Below are 20,765 nucleotides of genomic sequence, written 5' to 3' on the forward strand. Positions count from 1 at the left end.
AATTTGTTGCGGAGATTACATAGGCATTTTTATTTTGTGAGCATTCATTGCTTCTACGAGTGTCAAATGCTTTCACGGTACACTGAAACACCTAACCTATGATATAATAAAGAGAATGAAAACATACTGTATTACGTTATTGAGGAGGGCCCATGAGACCATTTGTACATCTGCATAGTCATAGTGAATATAGCCTCATTGATGGCATTAGCCGATTGCCACAAATGGTGAGTCGTGCGAAAGAACTCAATATGCCTGCCCTAGCGTTAACGGACCATGGTAATATGTACGGGGCTATTTATTTTTATAAAGAGGCTATAGCACAAGGTATCAAACCCATCTTAGGATGTGAAGTATATGTGACCGAAGGCAGTCGTTTTGACCGCCCTGAAGGTAAGACCTATGAACGATTAAAGCATTTGATTCTCTTAGCAGAAACCATGGAAGGATACGAAAATATTGTAAAAATCGTGTCTAAATCCTCTACAGAAGGGTTTTATCGTAAGCCTCGTGCAGATAGAGAATTATTGGCAACATATAACAAAGGAATTATTGCCTTAAGTGCTTGTATTGCTGGTGAAATTCCACAATTAATATTACAGGACAATATTGAAGGCGCTCATCGTGCTTTGGAATGGTATCTTGAGACCTATGGAAAGGATAACTTTTTCCTAGAAGTTCAAAATCATGGAGATCCTAAGGAATTGCGGGTCCAAGATGTATTGGTAGAGATGGCGGAGCAGTACGGTGTGGGACTGGTATGTTCTAATGACTTTCACTATGTCTATGCAGACGATGCGGAAGCGCATGATATTAAGGTATGTATCGCTACGGGTGCAAGACGGAATGATGTAGACCGTATGAAGTTTTTCAGTAATGAGTTTTACATGAAAAGCGGTGATGAAATGGAAGAACTCTTTGGGTATATTCCAGAAGCTTTGGATAATACCTTAAAGATTGCGGAACGTTGCCATGTAGAGTTCAATTTTGATGCGCACCATTTGCCAAAATTTGATGTACCAGAAGGGGAAACAGCACATTCTTACTTGCGTAAAGTTTGCGAGTCCTATATTCCTCAATTCTACCCAGAGGTAACACCGGTATTACAAGAGCGACTCGATTATGAGTTAGGTGTTATTAGTCGCATGGGCTTTGAAGATTACTTCCTCATCGTTTGGGATTATGTGAAATATGCTCGTGAACATGGGGTACTAGTAGGACCAGGTCGTGGTAGTGCCGCAGGGTCAGTGGTAGCCTACTTATTGGGAATTACAGGTTTAGATCCTATTAAATACGATTTGCTCTTTGAACGGTTCTTGAATCCGGAGCGGGTAAGCATGCCCGATATCGATATCGACTTCTGTTATGAAACTCGTAATAAGGTCATCGAATATGTAACAGAAAAATATGGACAAGAACGAGTAGCGCAAATTATTACCTTTGGTACCGAAGCGGCTCGTGCTGTTATCCGTGACGTAGGTCGTGTGCTAGATATGCCTTTACCAGAGGTGAATCGATTAGCTAAGATGATTCCTAATGAATTGGGTATTACGTTAAAAAAGGCCTTAGAAGTAAAAGAACTCAAAGACTTGTATGATACAGACGAATCTGTAAAAGAATTATTTGATCTTTGCTTGCGTTTAGAAGGGATCGCGAGAAACTCTTCTACCCATGCGGCGGGGGTCGTAATTTCAGCAGCACCATTAGATGAGTATGTGCCGGTACAAAACTCCAATGAAGATGGTTTTGTCACGCAATATGATAAAGACAATATCGAAGAACTAGGCCTATTGAAGATGGACTTTTTGGGACTTCGCACGTTGACAGTGATGGGTGAGGCACTACGCCTCATTAAGGAAAATCATGGTGTTGAACTAGACTTGGATGCCATCCCGTTAGATGACAAGGCTTCTTGTGAAATCTTATGTAAAGGGGAAACAGCAGGGGTCTTCCAGTTAGAATCGGAAGGGATTACAAAATTAGTAATGGATTTGAAGCCAGAACATTTTGAAGATTTAATTCCTTTAGTGGCCCTCTATCGTCCGGGACCGTTGGGATCGGGCATGGTAGAAGATTTCATCAAGCGTCGTCATAAAGAAAAAGAAGTGACCTATTTGCATCCTATATTAGAGCCTATTTTAGAGGATACATTTGGGGTTATCCTATATCAAGAACAAGTTATGCAGATTGCCTCTGCTATGGGTGGATTCTCCTTGGGGCAAGCGGATTTAATGCGCCGTGCCATGGGTAAGAAAAAGGAATCTGTACTGAAAGCACAACGAGATTCCTTTGTGACTGGTTCTGTGAACAATGGTATCGATGAGACATTGGCTAACGAAGTATTTGATCTCTTGCTATATTTCGCAGGGTATGGTTTCAATAAATCCCACTCTGCCGCTTATGCCTATATTGCGTATCAAACGGCGTATCTGAAAGCCCATTATTTCCCAGAGTTTATGGCAGCTACTATGACAAGCTTCATGGGTAATATGGATAAAATGACGAATTACATCAATGTGTGTAAAGCGAAACAAGTGGCTGTATTAGGACCAGATATTAACCATTCAGAGCGTATGTTTACCGTACAAAATGGACAAATTCGTTTTGGTTTAGGTGGTATCAAACATGTAGGTGATAATGCGATCGAAGAATTACTAGCAGAACGTAAGGCAAATGGGCAATTTACATCCATTGTTGATTTCTGCGAACGTATACCATATCGTGTGGTCAATAAGCGTTTATTGGAAAGTTTAATACGCTGTGGAGCGATGGATTCTTTCAAAGAAAATCGAAATCAGCTGTTACAGATTTATGAACAAGCCCAAGGAATTGGTTCTAAAGGGCAAAAAAATAGTGCTTTAGGGGCGGTGAGTCTCTTTGCGGAGGTAGAGGAAATGGAAACCATCCATGTTCCAGACTTGCCAGACTTGCCTAAAGAACTAAAGCTGAAAGATGAAAAGGAATATACAGGCTTTTATATTACGGGCCATCCTTTAGATGCCTATCGTGATGAATTGGAAGGACTGTTTCAATTAGGGCGATTAGCAGAAAATCCAGAGGATTTTGATGGCAAAACTGTTACGATTGGTGGATTGATTACGGAAAAAGTGGATCGATTAACGAAGGCAAAACAGGAAAAAATGTGCACCTTAACCTTGGAAGATTTCACAGGCACCGTACAAGTAGTAGTATTCCCACAAGGGTATCAAAGAAGTCATATGCTATTGCAACGAGATGGTGTGGTAGCCATCGAGGGACGTATTGATGCAGATGAAAAAGGGGTGCAATGCATTGCTAGTTCCGTACAGTTATTGAAAGTAGAATATGATAAAGTACGACAGATTCGTATTCATATTGATACAGCTCATGATACACCGCAAGTGAGCCAACAATTACAAAAGCTGTTGCAAGAATTACAAGGAGATACACCAGTTACTCTATTCTTGCAACGTCAAAAACGCAGTTTAGCGGTGAACCGTAGTTTTTATTTCACCCCATCGAAAGAATCCATTGGGCGTGTGCAAGCCTTACTAGGGGCCAATGCAGTAGAGTTACTATAAGGAGATAGAAATGAATAAAAAGACAAAGATTGTTTGTACCATGGGACCCAGTACAGATAGTTTAGAAATGGTAGAATCCTTATTGCGAGCAGGTATGAACGTAGCACGTTTTAACTTCTCTCATGGTTCTCATGAAGAGCAAGCAAAACGTATGGAGCTCGTTCGCTTAGCCTCTACTAGAACGGGGATTTCAGTGGCATTAATGCTAGATACAAAGGGACCTGAAATTCGCCTTGGCTTATTCAAAGAAGGCAAAGTGTGTCTAGAAGAAGGACAAGCTTTCACGTTGACGACAAGAGATGTGGAAGGAACGAAGGAGATTTGCTCCGTGAATCATGCGGGATTGCCAGAAGATGTGAAAGAGGCAAAACAAATTCTCTTATCTGATGGATTAGTGACATTGCGTATTGATTCTATCGAAGGCACGGAGATTCATACGACTGTTATGAACACGGGTATGATGAGCAATCGCAAACGAGTGGCTGTACCGGGAGTATCCTTATCCTTGCCGCCAGTGTCGGAACAAGATGAAAAAGATTTGGTATTTGGTTGTGAAATGGGTGTGGACTATGTGGCGGCATCTTTCATGCAACGGGCTAGCGATGTAGTGGCAATTCGTCGTATTTTGGAATCCAAAGGGGCAGATATTCGCATCATTTCCAAAATTGAAAATGAAGAAGGGCTTAATAATTTAGATGATATTTTAGAAGTGTCTGATGGATTGATGGTGGCTCGTGGTGACTTGGGGGTAGAGATTCCAGCCGAAGAAGTACCTGTATTGCAAAAAATGATGATTCAAAAATGTAATGCCGCCTCCAAGCCTGTTATTACAGCGACCCAGATGTTAGAGTCCATGGTAACCAATCCAAGACCTACCAGAGCAGAAGCTAGTGACGTTGCAAATGCCATATTAGATGGTACGGATGCGGTCATGTTATCTGGGGAAACTGCAGGTGGGGACTATCCATTGGAAGCGGTGACCACTATGGCTCGTATTGCTAAAGTAACAGAAACATCTGATTTATATGTAAATAGTAATCATACAGTACCGTTAGAAGAAGCGAAAACGACAGATGCTATTTGTTCTGCTACTGTTGAAGTGGGACGTTCTTTGGGAGCTGGTGCTATCATTACTTGCACTGAATCTGGCATTACAGCCATGAGCATTTCCCGTCATCGTCCAAACTGCCAGATCATTGCAGTTACACCTCATGAAAGTGCCTTACGCCGTATGCAATTATACTGGGGTGTAACAGCTATTCAAGGGCCATCTCACTCCAATTCAGATGAAATGGTACACTGCGCTATGAGTGCCGCTTTAGGAGAGGGATTGATTCAATCTGGTGATTTAGTTGTTGTGACAGCTGGTGTGCCATCTGGCTTATCTGGCACAACGAATATGATTCGTGTTCATGTCACTGGTAATGTATTGATTAAAGGTCGCGGAGTTGGTAAACTATCTGTAACAGGACCAATCCATCACGCTGACTCTACAGAGCCTATGGCAGATGGAAGCATTCTAGTAGTTCGTGATTTAGAACCAGAATATATGGAACTAGCAAAACGAGCTGGTGCTATTATTACAGCAGAAGAAGGATACACATCGACAGCAGCGATTGCAGGTATTCAGTTTGGTATTCCTGTTATTTTAGGTGCTCATGATCAATCGCAATTGACAAATGGTCAAGTGGTAACAGTAGATGGCATTCGTGGTAATGTATATGAAGGTATTGCAAACGCAAGATAGGAGGTAATTATGGAGTATCGTATTCCTACACAAGCAGATACGGTGGTAGTAGAAGAAATTGTAAATCGTAAATTACGCAATTCTATGCTTTGGATGGTATGGGGGTTATTGACTACAGCCATCATTGGATTTATGGCGTTGACGAACTCTAGTTGGTTGCGCTTTGCCCATTCCAACTTTAATATCATTTTGTTAGCCGAAGTGGCGGTGGTGTTCTTATTTTCCTTCCGTCAATACACAGCGTCTAACACATTTTTGAAAGCTATGTTTTTCCTCTATTCCATCATGAATGGATTGACCTTAACCGCCATCGCATTACACTATTCCTTTGAGGTGGTAGTGTATGCGTTAACAGGAGCTGTAGCGGTATTTGGTAGTTTTGCCTTTTTAGGGGTAGTGGTAAAAAAAGATTTATCTGGATTAGGCACATTTTTAATGGGTGCAGTGATTGCGCTACTTATTGCTAGTTTGATTATGATGTTCTTCGGTGCTAGCGACTTTGGATTATTAGTATACAGCTATATAGCCGTAGGGATTTTTTCCTTATTTACCATGTATGATGTATATCGCATTAAACGGACCATAATGGAAGTAGCTTATGAAGATGAAAGTGTTCTGGAACGTGTTGAATTGATTGGGGCTTTAGGTTTATATCTAGATTTCATCAATATTTTCATCAATCTACTTCGCGTTTTCGGTCGTCGGTAACGTATCGTTAATTTGTGAGAGCACATTTATAAAAGGGGGGGAGCTATAAGCTCTCCCTTTTAGTATGCAAATCTTTCGATATATGAGATAATATATAATAGAATAACACAAGTAAGGAGGTTGTATATGGAAGCAAAAGAATGGCAAACCTTCGTCACAGTGGTGGAAGAAGGCAATATTACGAAAGCAGCAGAAAAATTATTTCTTTCACAACCTGCATTAAGCTATCGATTAAAGCAAGTAGAAGATATTTTAGGGCGTCCCTTATTAATTCGTGCTAATGATGGCATTGCGTTAACTGCAGAAGGCGAGTTGTATTACGAGTATTGTCGACGTATGATTCGGTCCCGGGAGGAATTGCGACAAAATATTGGAAAGGTGACAGGAAAAATACAAGGTACCTTAAAAATTGCTGCATCCATTAATTTTGCGGACTATGAGTTGCCTCATTTGCTCAATAATTTCACAAAACAATATCCTAAGATTCGTATTGAAGTGAAGACCGGGTATAGCTCCCATGTGAATAAAATGTTTAATTCTGGAGAGGTGATGATTGCCTTTGCCCGTGGGGAATATAGTCATGTGCCGAATGGGGTGCGTCTTTTTGATGAACCCTATTGTTTAGTCTATAAACATCCTGTGGATTACAAGGAATTACGGGATATTCCGATGATTAACTATCGCACGGATGGATCCATTGCGACAGTGGTAGAAAATTGGAAGAAAGAACATAGCGTGGGAGATGTGAGACCAGCCATGGAACTGGACTCTATGGTGACTTGCCGTCACTTCGTGCGAGAAGGATTAGGTTGGGCTATTTTACCATACTTAGGACTTGGTAGTTGTCGTGAACATGGTATTTATGTGGAACCTTTACGGATGAAAGATGATCGTCCATTGGTACGTTCTACCTATTTGTTCCATGATGAAGTAAGTACAAAGCTCATTGCAGTGAAAACTTTTATTGATTATGTAACAGAGTATTACGAAAATCACCAAATCGTTACATTACCGGGATATACAAGCTAAAGGGGGAGGATCAGCACCTCCCCTTTTTTGTATGTCTCAATATTTTGCAATGGGCAGATTGTTCTAACAGCAAATTTGATTAGTTTAGAATACTATTAACGGACTGTTAATGTATATGAAAGTAGCAATTATCACAGATATATATCATGAAAATAGGAACAATTTAGTAGGAATAATATAAAAACCGCATGATACCTATCTTTATAATGTATTCTCTAAATGCATACATGAAGGCGTTTTGTTGATAATAAAAATTTTATAAGCCTTATAAAGGATTTTTATTTTTATCGCCTGAAATGATTGGATATAATGAGAGTGTAGAAAGACCTAGACATTTGCACGTTCTAGTATTCTAGTAAGTGGTGAACCGCCCTTATATACAATTTATTTATATATATTAAGTTTCACGTTTATAGAAAGTAAGAGTGCAAGCAACATAGGCAATGTATTTATATCTTATGTAGTAAGGAGACACAAGATGAACAAAAAAGTAATCAATGCTTTGATTATGTTGTTAATCCCAATCGTGATCTGGTATAGCCCAGCTCCAGAAGGATTAGCAGATGGTGCTTGGAAACTATTTGGTTTCTATTTAGCAGCTATCGTAGGCTTAATTTTGAAGCCATTTCCAGCTCCTGTAGTAGTATTATCCGCTATCGCAGGTTCTGCATTATTTTTAGGTAACACAAAAGCAGTTCTTTCTGGTTATGCAACAACAACAGCATGGTTGGTATTCTCTGCATTTGCTTTATCTGTAGCATTTGTAAAGACTGGCTTAGGTCGTCGTATTGCGTATCATCTAATCAATGCATTTGGCGGTACAGTACTTCGCTTAGGCTATGTAACAGCATTGCTTGACTTTGTTGTATCCCCTGCAACACCATCTAATACAGCTCGTTGTGGTGGTATCGTATTCCCAATTATGAATGCAGTGGCAAAATCCTTAGGTTCTGAACCAGGTGAAACAGCTAATAAAGCTGGTCGTTTCTTAATGGTTAATACCTACATGGTAACAAAAGTTACATCCTTAATGTTCTTAACAGCGATGGCACCTAACGCATTGGCAGGTGACTTCATGGCTAAAATGTTAGGTGTACATTTAGATTGGGGCTTATGGGCTCTAGCTATGATCGTACCAGGCATTGCTATGTTATTAGTAGTTCCATACATCACGTACTTGTTCAATAAACCAACAATGACAACAGTAGACAATAAAAAAATTGCTGCTGAAGGCTTAGCAGAACTAGGACCTATGTCTGGAGCTGAAAAAACATTGGTTGGTATTTTTATCTTCGCTTTATTAGGTTGGGCATTGCCTTCCATTTTGGCAGCATTCGGCATTAAATTTAAAATTGATGCTACAGCTGTGGCAATTGTATCCATGGTAGCTTCCTTCTGCTTGGGCGCTATTAAATGGGATGATATGGTTGCTAATAAAGGTGGCTGGAACACATTGATGTGGTTCGGTGGTATCATCGGTTTATCTGATGCATTAGCTAAAGCTAAATTCTTCGAATGGTTAGCAGATGTAATGCAAACACATCTTCATTTCGGAGACAATGGATTTGTAGCACTTGTTATTATCGGAATTATTTCCGTAGCAATTCGTTACTTATTCGCATCTGGTTCTGCTTATGTAGTAGCAATGCTTCCAGTATTCTTGGCAGTGGGCCCTGCAGCTGGTGTGAACCCTATGGCATTAGCATTAGTATTGTGCGCATCTAACTCCTATGGTGGTGCATTAACACATTACGGTGGAGCGGCAGCACCTATCGTATTCGGCGCAGGCTATAACGACGTAAAAGATTGGTGGATCACTGGCGGTGTAGTAGCAATCGTTTGCTTAGTGCTTACATTCGTAATTGGTTATCCATGGTGGGGTATGTTAGGTATCCTATAATATAAATTGGATCATGTGAGTCAGGATCTACGGGGGTATTTCCTGTGGACCTGGCTTTTCATGATGTTGTTATGCATAGAAAGGATTAACTATGAAACATCTAGTGAAAGCAGCTATGGCTGGCTTTGATGAAAAAAATGATGTATTGGTGACAGTGGAACCAATTGCATCTGGTATCGAAGTAGAATTAAAATCAAAAGTTGAGCGTGCCTACGGTAAGCATATTCGTGCTTTCATCGAAGCCACTGTAAAAGAAGCAGGGTTCGATGGCGTAAAAGTAATTGCTGATGACAAAGCAGCTTGGGATTATACGATTAAAGCCCGTGTATTGGGTGCATTAGAAAGAGGGAGCGAAGCATAATGAGCCAATTAACTGAATTAGCAAAAAAACGTTTATCTCGTTCCATGATGTTCGTACCTGGTAACACGCCTAAAATGATCAACAGTGCTGATATCCACGGTGCAGACTCCATCATGTTTGACATTGAAGACTCCGTAGCAGTCACTGAAAAAGATACAGCTCGTCTATTGACAGCAGAAGCTTTGAAAACTTTAAAATTCAAAGGTGAAACAGTGGTTCGTATCAACCATCCAACACAAACTCCATATGGTTATGCTGACCTTGATGTCATCGTACCAGCAAAACCTGACTTGATTCGTCTTCCAAAAACTGAAGATGTATCTGAAGTAGAAATTGTTGCTAAGAAAATTGAAGAAGTAGAAAAAGCGAACGGTTGGGAAGAAGGTACTATCAACATTATCGTAGCTATCGAATCTGTAAAAGGTCTATATAATGTACGTGAAATCGCACAAGGCCCTCGTGTAGTAGCAATCGCTCTTGGTGCAGAAGACTACCGTGCTGACCTTCGTACAGGCAAACATAAACCAGCACATGAATTGTTATTTGCTCGTCAAACGATCCTTCATGCAGCTCGTGAAGCAGGTATCCGTGTACTTGACACAGTATTCTCCGATGTAAAAGACCCACAAGGTTTCCGTGAAGAAGTAGAATTCATCAAAGCATTAGGTTACGATGGAAAATCTTGTATTCACCCGAGCCAAATCAAAATTATCCATGAAGTGTTCACGCCAGATGAAAAAGAAATTGCGCATTCTGTAAAAGTGTTGAACTCCTATGCAGAAGCACTTCGCAACAATAAAGGCGTTATCGCTGTAGATGGTAAAATGATCGACGGTCCTATCGTAGTACGTGCACAACGCGTGGTAGATAAAGCCCGTGCAGCAGGTATCAAAGTAGAACTTGAGGAAGGAGCAGAAATCGATGTTAAATAAAATTGGTCGCGATATTCCTATGGAATTAGAATGCCTTCAAGGTCGTCGTGTATATGAAGGTCAATTCGCTATGACAGAAACTGGTACACGTGCAGGTAAACCAGTGAAACTTCACACTCCAGGTGAAAATAAATTACTAGGATCCATCGATGAAGCTATTGAAAAAGTAGGTCTGAAAGATGGTATGTCTATTTCCTTCCATCATCATTTACGTAATGGTGACTATGTAATGAAACTTGTGATGGACCGTGTACAAGCCAAAGGAATCAAAGATATTACAATCCTTAACTCTTCCTTAGCTCCTTGCCATGAGTTCTTAATCGATATGATTAAAGATGGCACAGTAACAGCCATCGAAACATCTGGTCTTCGTGATGCATTGGGGAAATTCTTAAGCTTGAACCCAGGCGTATTGAAACGCCCAGTAGTGATTCGTTCTCATGGTGGACGTGCTCGCGCAGTTTGCACTGGAGAAGCTCACATTGACGTAGCTTTCATGGGCGTACCTGCTTGTGATCGTCGTGGTAATGCTACAGGCCGTAAAGGCAAATCTGCTTGTGGTGCGTTAGGTTATGCTATGGTTGACTCTCACTATGCAGATCAAACTGTATTGTTAACAGATAACTTAATTGACAATGTATACCCAATCTCCATCCCTCAAACAGATGTAGATTATATCGTAGAAGTAGAGGCTATCGGTGACCCAGAAGGTATCGCATCTGGTGCTGTGGGAATCACGAAAAACCCTGTACAAATTAAAATTGCGGAAATGGCAGCAGAATTCCTTGATGAAGCTGGTATTATCCAAGAAGGTTTCTCTTTCCAATTGGGCGCTGGTGGAGCTCCATTAGCAGTAGCTAAATTCATCGGTGAAAAATTAGAGAAAAAAGGCGTTGTTGGTGGATTCGGCGTTGGTGGTGCCACAGGCGTACTAGTAAGCATGCTTGAAAAAGGTCACATTAAAGCGATTTATGATACACAGACATTTGACACAACAGCAGCGGCATCCTTGGATACAAATCCAAATCATATTGAAATGAGTGCATCCATGTACGCAGACCCTACAACAGACTGTATGACAAACTACTTAGATGTAGTATTCTTGGGCGCTACAGAAATCGATACAGATTTCAATGTAAACTGTATGACTGACTCCAATGGTATCTTGATGGGTGCATCCGGTGGTCACTCCGATACAGCAGCAGGCGCAAAAGTAACTGTTATCACTTGCCCATTGATTCGTGGTCGCTTACCAATGATTCGTGAACGTGTGGAAACAGTTATCACTCCAGGTGAAAGTATCGACGTGTTGGTAACAGAACGTGGTATTGCAATCAATCCAAATCGCCAAGATTTGATCGAACGATTCAAAGATTCTAACTTACCAATTTATACAATTGAAGAGTTACAACAAATGGCGTACGACATGGTTGGTAAACCAGAAGGTATTGAAGTATCTCAAGATCCTAAAGATGTAGTAGCTATCATCGAATATCGTGATGGTTCCATCATCGACGTAGTACGTAAACCATTGCTATAAACAGCATAAATAAGTATATGAAAAAGACTAGGCTTTCGGGCTTAGTCTTTTTTAGTGTTGCCTATATATGGTATGATGAAAGCATAGAACATATCAGGTTTTAGAGGTATGGTCATTAAGTAATAGGGGTATTGATTATGAAAAAAGAAAGAAAAGAACTCTTAACGTTATGGATTACGTTGTCGCTGCAATTAGGGACCTATGCGGCACAGGGAATTGTAAGTCACGAGGTCATGGTGGACAATAGTCAAGCTGTTCCCGTTATACAGATTGTAAGTCCGAACCATGGTGTATCGCATAATCGGTATGAGTCCTTTTCTACAGATACGGGGGGCTATCTTTAACAACGCCATTACACCTACAGTTAGTACTCAGATTGGTCCTGTAAATGCAAACCCTAACTTACGAGAGTCTGGCAACCTTATTGTCAACGAAGTAGTAGGGACTTCTACATCCCAGTTAGCAGGAACTTTTGAAGTAGTAGGACAGCCAGCAGATGTGGTCATTGCTAATCCTAACGGGATTTCTATCAAAGGGGTTCATTTTATTAACACCCCAAAAGCTACGCTTACTACAGGTGTCCCACACATGGTAGATGGTCGGTTAGAAAACTTTGTTATTGAGAAAGGAAAGATTGATGTAACAGGGGCTATCAATGCACCTACGGAACATAGTGGAGCTAACTCATATACCCCTATTTCAAAGGTAGATTTATTAGCAAGGACGATACGTATCAATGCAGATGTGGTGGCACAAGATGCGATTCGTGCTGTTACAGGGCGTAATACAGTGAACTATGCAGATGGAACTGTCACAGCTAGGGAATCTGGTGAAAGTACATCTACAGGAGTTGCTTTAGATGTAGGGGCTCTTGGTGGCATGTATGGAAATACCATTTCTTTAATCGGTACAGAATCTGGATTAGGTGTTAATATCAGTGGCTCTATCGATGCCATAGCAGGCACCCTACATATTGACACAGCGGGAAATCTCACCATCGAACAAGGTGGTTCACAGCAAGAGCCTACAAGTGTTCACAGTGCCAAAGAAGTAGTGATTCGTAGCCAAGACTTCCATAATCGTGGCACCATAGTGGGCGATGAAAGTGTGACAATACAAAGTGCTACTTTTACCAATGATGGGAACCTACAAGGAAAACAGATTGAGGCAAATGTTACTAATCTACGTGGACAGGGAGTGATTTCCAGTGCTGAGAATATAACTATCCAAGGTACAGACTCTATTGTGTATCAAGGCGGCATACGCTCTCAGTCTGGGGATATCACTGTACGTGGAAAACAGGTAGAAGTAGATCGAAACCATATACAAGTACTATCAAAAGATAAACTGCATATAGAATCGCAAACACCTACGCCTGAAACGCCTGTAGATATTCCAAAACCAACACTAGAGAACCCTTTACATACACCGACTATACAACCTATTCCCCACATACCTAGCAAGGTTGTCGTAGAGGATACACAAGAAGAGTTACCTATTGTTGTAGATGCGAATAGTCCTAAGAATCGTCAACCGATCCTAGATACGACGAGGAATGGCATAGATATCCTACACATTGCCGGTGTTGATGGAAACGGTGTTTCTCACAATGTATATACACAGTTTAATGTGAAAGAGCGAGGTCTTATTCTCAATAATGCTACGAAATACACAAAGACACAATTAGCTGGCTACATAGATAAAAATATGTTCTTAGCTGGGAATGGTGCTAAGACAATCATTAATGAAGTTACCTCTACGAACCCATCTACGTTGAAGGGATATATAGAAGTGGCAGGGAATCCAGCAGATGTGGTCATCGTAAACCCCAATGGTATGACCGTCAACGGATTCGGTGTAATCAATGGCACTCACATGACCTTGCAAGGGAAAAGTTACATAGATATCGTAGGCAAAGGCTATGGGGGACAACAGATAGATAGCACTTTCATCAGCGACCATCTACGTAACCGTCGCAGTGAACTATGGGATCGTCACCTTCGTATTGACACTGATACCTTAGAGAATACAGGGAATATAGCAGCAGAGACTATGCATATATCTGCCAAAACTATGCACAATGTAGGGTTTGTAGAAAGTAAAGATATGCTCCAATTTGATGGAAACGAGCTTGTACAAGATAAGGGCATTATGAAGGCAAGTCAGACTGTCCACGTCTCAGCGTATCATATCCGAAATATCAATTCCTCTGTGTTAGAAACTGGTGGCAGTTTACATATCACGGGAGATACGTTACAAAATGATGCATCCCATGTAGTCAGTCATGGTACGATGCACGTAACTGTGGGCAACTTAGAAAACATAAACACAGGGGCTATCATTGCAGAAGATACCTTGCAGATACAAGGAGATACGTTTGCCAATACGAAAGGCATTCTCTTTGCAAAAAACGATACAGAGATAGATATGAAAGAGAATGTGACGAACACCAGTGGATTGTGGCATGTGCTAGGTAATTTGCGTGCGCAAGGTCGCCACATTCGGAATATTAATAGCAAAGGTTCTTACTTTGGTTCAGATATCTATGTAAAAGGTAATGCCTATGTGCTAGGAAGAGAGAGCTTTGAAAATAGGTCCTCAGATGTCATTGTCAAAGGTGATCTCACTATCAAAGCCCCTAAGATACAAAACTATAAGGATGTGTTTAAGACGGGGTGGACCATTTGAGAAGAAGATAAGTATGAGGGCATACCGCATCTAGACCAGCCTAACTATTATGAGGCAGATAGAAAATACCATAGAACGATTCATACAGGAACCATAGAAGAGGAAACTGCCACATCTAGAATACTTAGCGATGGCACCATTCATATTACAGGGCAAGATGTGCAAAATACATACAGCCAAATTATGGCGAAGGATGGCTTACAGGTTACGGCAGATTCCATTACCAACACAGGATACCAAGGGACAGTTCATTATGATGATATAGGCCGAGATAGACATTATTGGAAGTATAAACAGAAAAAACGCTGGTGGAAACGTAAAAAGTGGGTCTATGGACATACGGATATTCCCTATGAACATCATACAATCTTTGATGCTGAAAGTAGTCCATCCAGTGAACGTATTGCCGTATTAGGCAGTCACGGAACTACGAGCATCCAGTCTAATGCATTTATCAATACAACACTTGAAGCAGATGGAACAGCCTATGCAGTGCGAGATAAAAAGGTTGAAACTGCAGTGGCACCTACAGATGTTTCTAAGTTAGTAACCCCTGTGTTGGAACCATCAAAACAACTCTATATGACGATGAATCCCCTTGCCGTAGCTAAAGTAGAAGAGAACCCTTTATATACAGATAAAAAAGAGTTTTTGTCTAGTGACTATATGGTCACTAGATTACAAGCCGACCCAGAACGAGTGTACAATCGATTACGCAATGGATATACAGATCAAGAAATAGCGAAAGAAGAACTCCGTCAAAGTGGTCATACCCTTACGAAATATACAGGTCATGATCAGTCTTTACTTTCAGGTATACCTAACAGTATCTTGCAACCTGGAGATTTGCGCAAAGATGGTAGTATCGTCTTAGGTAAAGATGTGCAGGTAATAAGCCAAAAGGTAGATAATACGGGCACTATACAAGCTAAGGATTCTTTGTCCATTGTAGGTAACAATGTTCGAAACCTCAACGGGAGTATCAATGGTAATCTAGTTTCTATACGCACAGATATGTTACAAAATACTTCGGGTCGTATACATGGTAAAGATGGTGTTCACATAGAAGGAAAGGATATCCGTAATGAAACGCAGGTAACGACTAATAATTTATTGGGAAGTCAACAAGATACAGCACATGGCACAGCAAGTATCACTAGTGATGGCGGTATCCATATCCAAGGAGATACCATACACTCTGTAGGGGCTACTATACAGGGAAATAGTACGGTCAATCTAGCAGGGAAAGATATACAGGTCTCTGCTCTTGCCTTACAAAATCGCCATATAGCTAGTGGTGTAACCTTAGAGTCCACTAAGTACCTAGGAAGTACCGTACAAGGACATACGGTACAAGTCCAAGGGGGAGAGATCACCTTACAAGGCTCTCGCATGATGGGACACACTGTGGACCTTAGCGGAAACTCTCTAACCCTTGAGAATGTAACGAATAAAACTTTGTCAGATGTAGCTGTGGGTGCTAGAGGTAGTGACTATTTCAACCGTAAGATGGTCATAGATGAACAGAATCTAGGAGCTACCATTGAAGGCGAGACTGGTGTTAAGGTGCGTATGGATAACAATGTATCTATGAAAGGAAGCACTATACATAGTAAAACGGGTCTTGTAGATGTACAAGCAGGTCGAGTATCTATTGCACATGGTACTGAGCGTCATGAAACACTATCTGAGATACATCAAAAAGATAGAGGGTTCTTGTCATCTACTACAAGGGATATCTATGACCATAAACGTACAGATACAGTCGTAGGTTCTACAATTTCCAGTGGTACTGTTAAGGTAGATGGTAAGCAAGACGTACTAGTTAAAGCCAGCCATATAGTGGGTGATGCAGATGTTACGGTTACGAGTGAAGGCAATTTGACTATTACATCAGCACAGGAAGAATCTGGTGCCACTCATCGTGAGGAAGTACGTAAATCGGGTATCTTTGGTAATGGCGGTCTTAGCCTTACCATTGGTACACAAAAACAAAGAGACACCTATGATGCTAAGAGTAGTATAGCCAAAGGCAGCGTGATTGGAAGCCGCTTTGGTTCTGTCACCTTAGGTGCTACGGGCACTACACAAATAGAAGCTAGTGATGTAGCATCGAAAGGGGATATTCAGGTTCAAGGCTCTGGCGTAATAATTCGCAATGGTTATACCACATCGCATACAGGAGAAACACATAGATTTTCTAAAAGTGGGCTTACTCTCTCTTTGTCGAATCGCTTAGTAGATACTACAACCAATGCAGTGGGTACATTGACGCGAGCAAACTCTGTAAAAGACGAGCGATTGAAAGCTCTATTAGCCTACAAAACCTATGACGATGCTAAGACATCTTTAGAAAAATCTAAACTGAAAGACCAAGCCAAGAGTTTACAACTCAATCTATCTTTAGGCGCAGAACGAAGCGAAGCTTCTACGAATGTAGATAGTAAGATAGCAAAAGGATCGACCGTTGTATCCGATGGACATATTCGTATTGCCACAAAGAAGGATGATATCCGCATAGAAGGAAGCGATGTACAAGGCAAGGACATTACCTTAGAGTCGGCAAATAGTATCTATGTGAAGGGCAAAGAAACAACTTCTAAGATGTCACAGAGTATGAAACAGAAGCAAGGATCTCTAGGTATTTCTTATGACCTTTTACAACATCGCTTCTCCGATATATCCGTCAATGCCAGTGGCAGTAAAGGTAGTATAGCCGGTACAGACATAGTCCATGATCCTACAAAGATAATAGCAACTAACACCCTTGGAGTGACTACAACACAGGATGTACACATCAAAGATGGTGTTCTCAAAGGAGATGCTATTGAGGCAAATGTGGGTAGAAATCTAGAGATTCGCTCTGTACAAGATACACATGACTATACAGACCATACTACATCTGGTGGCATGGGACTTAGCCTATCTAAGAAAGGTGCATTCAAATCGTTACAAAGCTCCTTGCAACGGACGGATATAGATAGCAAATACACCTCTGTGATTCACCAATCTGGACTCTATGCAGGAAGTATAGGATTCAACATATCCGTAGGCAATACGACCACATTAGAAGGGGCCCTGTTATCTAGTCAAACAGATAGGAATACATTAAAAACAAAATATCTAGATATGAAGGATATGGAGAATAGGGCGAAATATAGTGTAACAGGGCATACTTATTTGGGTAAGATAAGTAATAGAATTAATATAGGTAATAAAGCCAATAATAAAATAGATTTTCAATATACTGGCATTCACTTGCCCCCTATAAGTGATAGCATTTCCAATAGAACAAAAACATTTATCGCAAAAGGTAGTATTGTAACAGATGGGATCAATGTATCCTTAAAAAATGAAGATAGCAACATAGAGGATAATATATATCCACTACCTCAGATTTTTATAAAGAACAAAGCTATAGAAAAGTCTGAATATATAGGAAATTTATCAAGTAAAATCTTTACCTTAATTGGTGATATTGCTTATAAAAAACAAAAATCCTTGTTGTCAAAAAAGGTAGAGGCTGAAAAGAGTGGAAATAAATCATTAGTAAATAAGCTGGAACGTAATTATCATAAGTGGGGAGATGGAGGTTTATATAAGGTTATTGCTCATGGTATAGCGAGTGGATTTCTCAGCTCATTGGGCGGATATAATATGCTTCAAGGAGGATTTTATGGCTCTATAAATGAGTATAGTAAAAAACTTCCATCAAATGTATTAAAGGGGCTTTATTCTATATCAAATTTTATAGCAGAAAAGTCGAATAATCCTTATTACTCGTTAAAAACTTATGCAGATAAATTTAACTGGTTAACACATGAAGAGCAACAAGCATTTTTGAGGCAACTTATGGAAGCAGAGAGTGAGAAAAGACGTGCTGAAATAATTGGAATGTATTTTGCTATTAGTAATTATAGGGTACAACATGGTATTGGTACAGAAGATGAGAAAGATGAAATAATAGATGGTTCTGTAGCTGATAGTATATATACATGGACAAATCCTGAATATTTTAAAAAAGGTCTCAACTATACATTAGCGAAAATGACTGAGCGTAGCCTAGAAAGTGTGCAGTTTTCTAATGATGTTAGAAGGGACATCGAAGCCGGTATTCTATACTCGTCAAAAAATTCATATTTAAATGATGGCGATATTTATGCTGATAGAAGAAGTCGAGTAGTAACATCATATGATGGTAATAATTACGTCTATATTAATGGAGAGTTTTTATTTACTAATAGAAACGCCGACTATACTTATGATCAATTTGGAGATTTTTTGGCTGATCATGGATGGAATGTTCAAAGAACAGAGTGGGATGGAGAAACGGTCAACTATGTTACTTATAATGGAAGAGCTTTTGCTGCTAATCGTCAAGCTTCAAGTCCTATTTTAGCCAAAACAATAGAAATTCTTGCAGGGTCAGTAAAAGGGTATGATGATGTTGTAGGCTATGGAGTAGGTCATTCTATAGCTAAAAATGTTTTTGAAATTAATCCTATTTCATCGAATAGTACAGAATACTTAGCTGGTAAAGTTATAGGAAATATAGTTGGGGGAGCACAAGGTGGATTTGAAGTAGCTAGTGGTTTTTATAAATCACATGTAGGATCTATTGGTAATTTAAATTATGGACGAGCAGCATTAGGATATAGTGGTGAAGGTATTATTTCTACTACACACGGGTTACTTTCATTAAAGAAATTTTCTGGAGAGATAAATCATAATCTTAATACATTATTTATAAAGCGGAGTACGAATAGTAAAAATGATGGAATAGACTCATTACAACCTAGTGATTCAAGAGCTCAAGAGTTTGAAAAAGCGATTTCTAAAATGCCAGTAGAAGAAAGAATAGGAACAGTACTTGCTAAGTTAAAAGGAATTGCTTCAGATTATGGATGGGAAAAAGTAGGAAGGTCATTAGATGGTAGAATAGTATATAAAGATAATAATGGGTTTTATTATACAATAGATACAATGCACGGCAGATTTGAAAAGTTTGATAGAAATATGAAACATATTGATGAGGTAAATATCGATTTAATTCCACAAAACAAGCAAAAGAAAAATCGGGTTTTAAGAATTCGATGAGGTATTATAATGAAAAATAAAGATTCCTTTAATCAATGTATTATAAGAAAGAAAGAAATAATAAATCAAGTAGAAAATTACAAGTCGTTTGATTTTTTATATTCAGACTGTAAACTTAAAAATTATATAGTAAATAGTTTTGGTCCAGAACTACTTATACGATATGGGCGCCCAAAATTAACTCTTAATGATTGTGATACATTTGTGACAACTATGAAGGTTAAGGTTTATCCTAAGTCCCCATGTTATGAAATTTATTATGAATATGAGGTGATTTTAAGTAATCGTGAAAAGTATGGTATATTTTTTAATAGCCTTAGTTTATATGCAATAACTATGAAGGATGTTTTTTATGATTATTTAAAGGAAAGACAATATATTGAAGAATTATTGAAATTAAATGGCTATAGTAACATTTCTACTGTTGATATACATCAAAGGATTCCTTTAGTGCCCATGGATGAATCAAGGTCAGGTGAGGAATTTTTAGGATGCCAACACTATTTGGGATATATATTGTGTTACGGTGAGGAACTTGGTGATTCTAGCGGTAAAATTGAAAAGGATATTGATCAATCTTTAACTAATATTGCAGAAGAAATCATACATTTAGTAAATCACAGTAAATTTATAGACGAGGAGTATGTTGTGGATGACTGTATTCCTAGATATATGCATTCTCAAGCAATTGAAGAGTTAGATTCCCTATGTAAAAAATATGGAGGGAGTAGACTACCAGATAAAGAACAAAGTTATGTATGGCATATAGGTACCTATTGTACTAATGAAGGAGATATTCAAGTTGTTTCAGCAACATATATATATGTATCGTTGTATATAAAAACGTTTTATATACAGGTACAACAAACAATAACTGTTAGGGACAATGAATTTAATATAATAACTATTAAAAGGAATGTTTTTGGTGACGATGCAGAGGTGTTATTTGATTTCACTACAAAGCTGTATTATGAAGCTATAGATATATTGGAACGTCTAGGATATGATAGACAACAAGAAATAAATTATAAGGTATATATAGACGTAGTTGGAGAAGAAATGAAAAAAGAGATAGAGCTAGGGGAATTGCTATTTGGTCTCCAACGCAGTGAATATTCTTGTGTTGATACAATAATCAAGTCTAAAGGATAGATATTGATTAGAAGATACTAATTTTACTATTTTTGTTACTGTATAATTAAA

At 39.4% G+C, this 20,765-nt stretch carries 12 protein-coding genes; all 12 read left to right on the forward strand.

What is annotated here, in order from left to right; translation table 11 throughout:
- Nucleotides 1-152: 152 nt before the first annotated feature.
- The 12 genes from EO121_RS02735 (at nt 153) to EO121_RS02790 (ending at nt 20,714) form a co-directional block, all read left to right on the forward strand.
- The gene (locus EO121_RS02735) at nt 153-3,560 is read left to right on the forward strand and encodes a DNA polymerase III subunit alpha (protein ID WP_127165827.1); all 3,408 of its coding nucleotides are present in this window, start codon (nt 153-155) and stop codon (nt 3,558-3,560) included.
- 10 nt (nt 3,561-3,570) lie between these two features.
- The gene (pyk, locus tag EO121_RS02740) at nt 3,571-5,307 is read left to right on the forward strand and encodes a pyruvate kinase (protein ID WP_127165829.1); all 1,737 of its coding nucleotides are present in this window, start codon (nt 3,571-3,573) and stop codon (nt 5,305-5,307) included.
- Between the two features lie 9 nt (nt 5,308-5,316).
- On the forward strand, nt 5,317-6,015 hold the full coding sequence (locus EO121_RS02745; RefSeq protein WP_127165831.1) for a Bax inhibitor-1/YccA family protein: 699 nt from the start codon (nt 5,317-5,319) through the stop codon (nt 6,013-6,015).
- A 126-nt stretch (nt 6,016-6,141) separates the two neighbouring features.
- Entirely contained in the window at nt 6,142-7,044 is a 903-nt protein-coding gene (locus EO121_RS02750; protein WP_127165833.1) for a LysR family transcriptional regulator, read from the forward strand.
- A gap of 478 nt (nt 7,045-7,522) precedes the next feature.
- Nucleotides 7,523-8,944, forward strand: coding sequence for an anion permease (locus EO121_RS02755; RefSeq protein ID WP_127165834.1), 1,422 nt, complete (start codon nt 7,523-7,525; stop codon nt 8,942-8,944).
- Nucleotides 8,945-9,035: 91 nt separating this feature from the next.
- A complete protein-coding gene (gene citD / locus EO121_RS02760; RefSeq protein WP_127165836.1) occupies nt 9,036-9,305 on the forward strand; it encodes a citrate lyase acyl carrier protein in 270 nt (89 codons plus the stop codon).
- On the forward strand, nt 9,305-10,237 hold the full coding sequence (locus EO121_RS02765; RefSeq protein ID WP_009352816.1) for a CoA ester lyase: 933 nt from the start codon (nt 9,305-9,307) through the stop codon (nt 10,235-10,237). The genes citD and EO121_RS02765 overlap by 1 nt, the downstream gene beginning before the upstream one ends.
- Nucleotides 10,227-11,777, forward strand: a complete 1,551-nt coding sequence (gene citF / locus EO121_RS02770) for a citrate lyase subunit alpha (protein WP_127160314.1) — start codon at nt 10,227-10,229, stop codon at nt 11,775-11,777. Before EO121_RS02765 ends, citF begins: the two co-directional genes overlap by 11 nt.
- Nucleotides 11,778-11,914: 137 nt before the next feature.
- The gene (locus EO121_RS02775; protein WP_127165838.1) at nt 11,915-12,121 is read left to right on the forward strand and encodes a hypothetical protein; all 207 of its coding nucleotides are present in this window, start codon (nt 11,915-11,917) and stop codon (nt 12,119-12,121) included.
- Nucleotides 12,084-14,465, forward strand: a complete 2,382-nt coding sequence (locus EO121_RS02780) for a filamentous hemagglutinin N-terminal domain-containing protein (protein WP_164725836.1) — start codon at nt 12,084-12,086, stop codon at nt 14,463-14,465. The genes EO121_RS02775 and EO121_RS02780 overlap by 38 nt, the downstream gene beginning before the upstream one ends.
- Nucleotides 14,466-14,648: 183 nt before the next feature.
- Nucleotides 14,649-19,562, forward strand: coding sequence for a hemagglutinin repeat-containing protein (locus tag EO121_RS02785; protein ID WP_164725837.1), 4,914 nt, complete (start codon nt 14,649-14,651; stop codon nt 19,560-19,562).
- A gap of 9 nt (nt 19,563-19,571) precedes the next feature.
- Nucleotides 19,572-20,714 (forward strand): hypothetical protein, encoded by a 1,143-nt coding sequence (locus EO121_RS02790; protein WP_127165844.1) that lies wholly within the window; start codon nt 19,572-19,574, stop codon nt 20,712-20,714.
- The last annotated feature ends 51 nt before the right edge of the window (nt 20,715-20,765 follow it).

It is taken from the genome of Veillonella sp. CHU732 (genome assembly GCF_003992085.1).
Lineage (GTDB): Bacteria > Bacillota > Negativicutes > Veillonellales > Veillonellaceae > F0422.

Excerpts from the sequence above, each read along its gene's own strand:
- EO121_RS02735 (WP_127165827.1), top strand. The coding sequence starts at position 153 with ATGAGACCATTTGTACATCTGCATAGTCATAGTGAATATAGCCTCATT.
- pyk (WP_127165829.1), top strand. The coding sequence starts at position 3,571 with ATGAATAAAAAGACAAAGATTGTTTGTACCATGGGACCCAGTACAGAT.
- EO121_RS02745 (WP_127165831.1), top strand. The coding sequence starts at position 5,317 with ATGGAGTATCGTATTCCTACACAAGCAGATACGGTGGTAGTAGAAGAA.
- EO121_RS02750 (WP_127165833.1), top strand. The coding sequence starts at position 6,142 with ATGGAAGCAAAAGAATGGCAAACCTTCGTCACAGTGGTGGAAGAAGGC.
- EO121_RS02755 (WP_127165834.1), top strand. The coding sequence starts at position 7,523 with ATGAACAAAAAAGTAATCAATGCTTTGATTATGTTGTTAATCCCAATC.
- citD (WP_127165836.1), top strand. The coding sequence starts at position 9,036 with ATGAAACATCTAGTGAAAGCAGCTATGGCTGGCTTTGATGAAAAAAAT.
- EO121_RS02765 (WP_009352816.1), top strand. The coding sequence starts at position 9,305 with ATGAGCCAATTAACTGAATTAGCAAAAAAACGTTTATCTCGTTCCATG.
- citF (WP_127160314.1), top strand. The coding sequence starts at position 10,227 with ATGTTAAATAAAATTGGTCGCGATATTCCTATGGAATTAGAATGCCTT.
- EO121_RS02775 (WP_127165838.1), top strand. The coding sequence starts at position 11,915 with ATGAAAAAAGAAAGAAAAGAACTCTTAACGTTATGGATTACGTTGTCG.
- EO121_RS02780 (WP_164725836.1), top strand. The coding sequence starts at position 12,084 with ATGAGTCCTTTTCTACAGATACGGGGGGCTATCTTTAACAACGCCATT.
- EO121_RS02785 (WP_164725837.1), top strand. The coding sequence starts at position 14,649 with ATGGCGAAGGATGGCTTACAGGTTACGGCAGATTCCATTACCAACACA.
- EO121_RS02790 (WP_127165844.1), top strand. The coding sequence starts at position 19,572 with ATGAAAAATAAAGATTCCTTTAATCAATGTATTATAAGAAAGAAAGAA.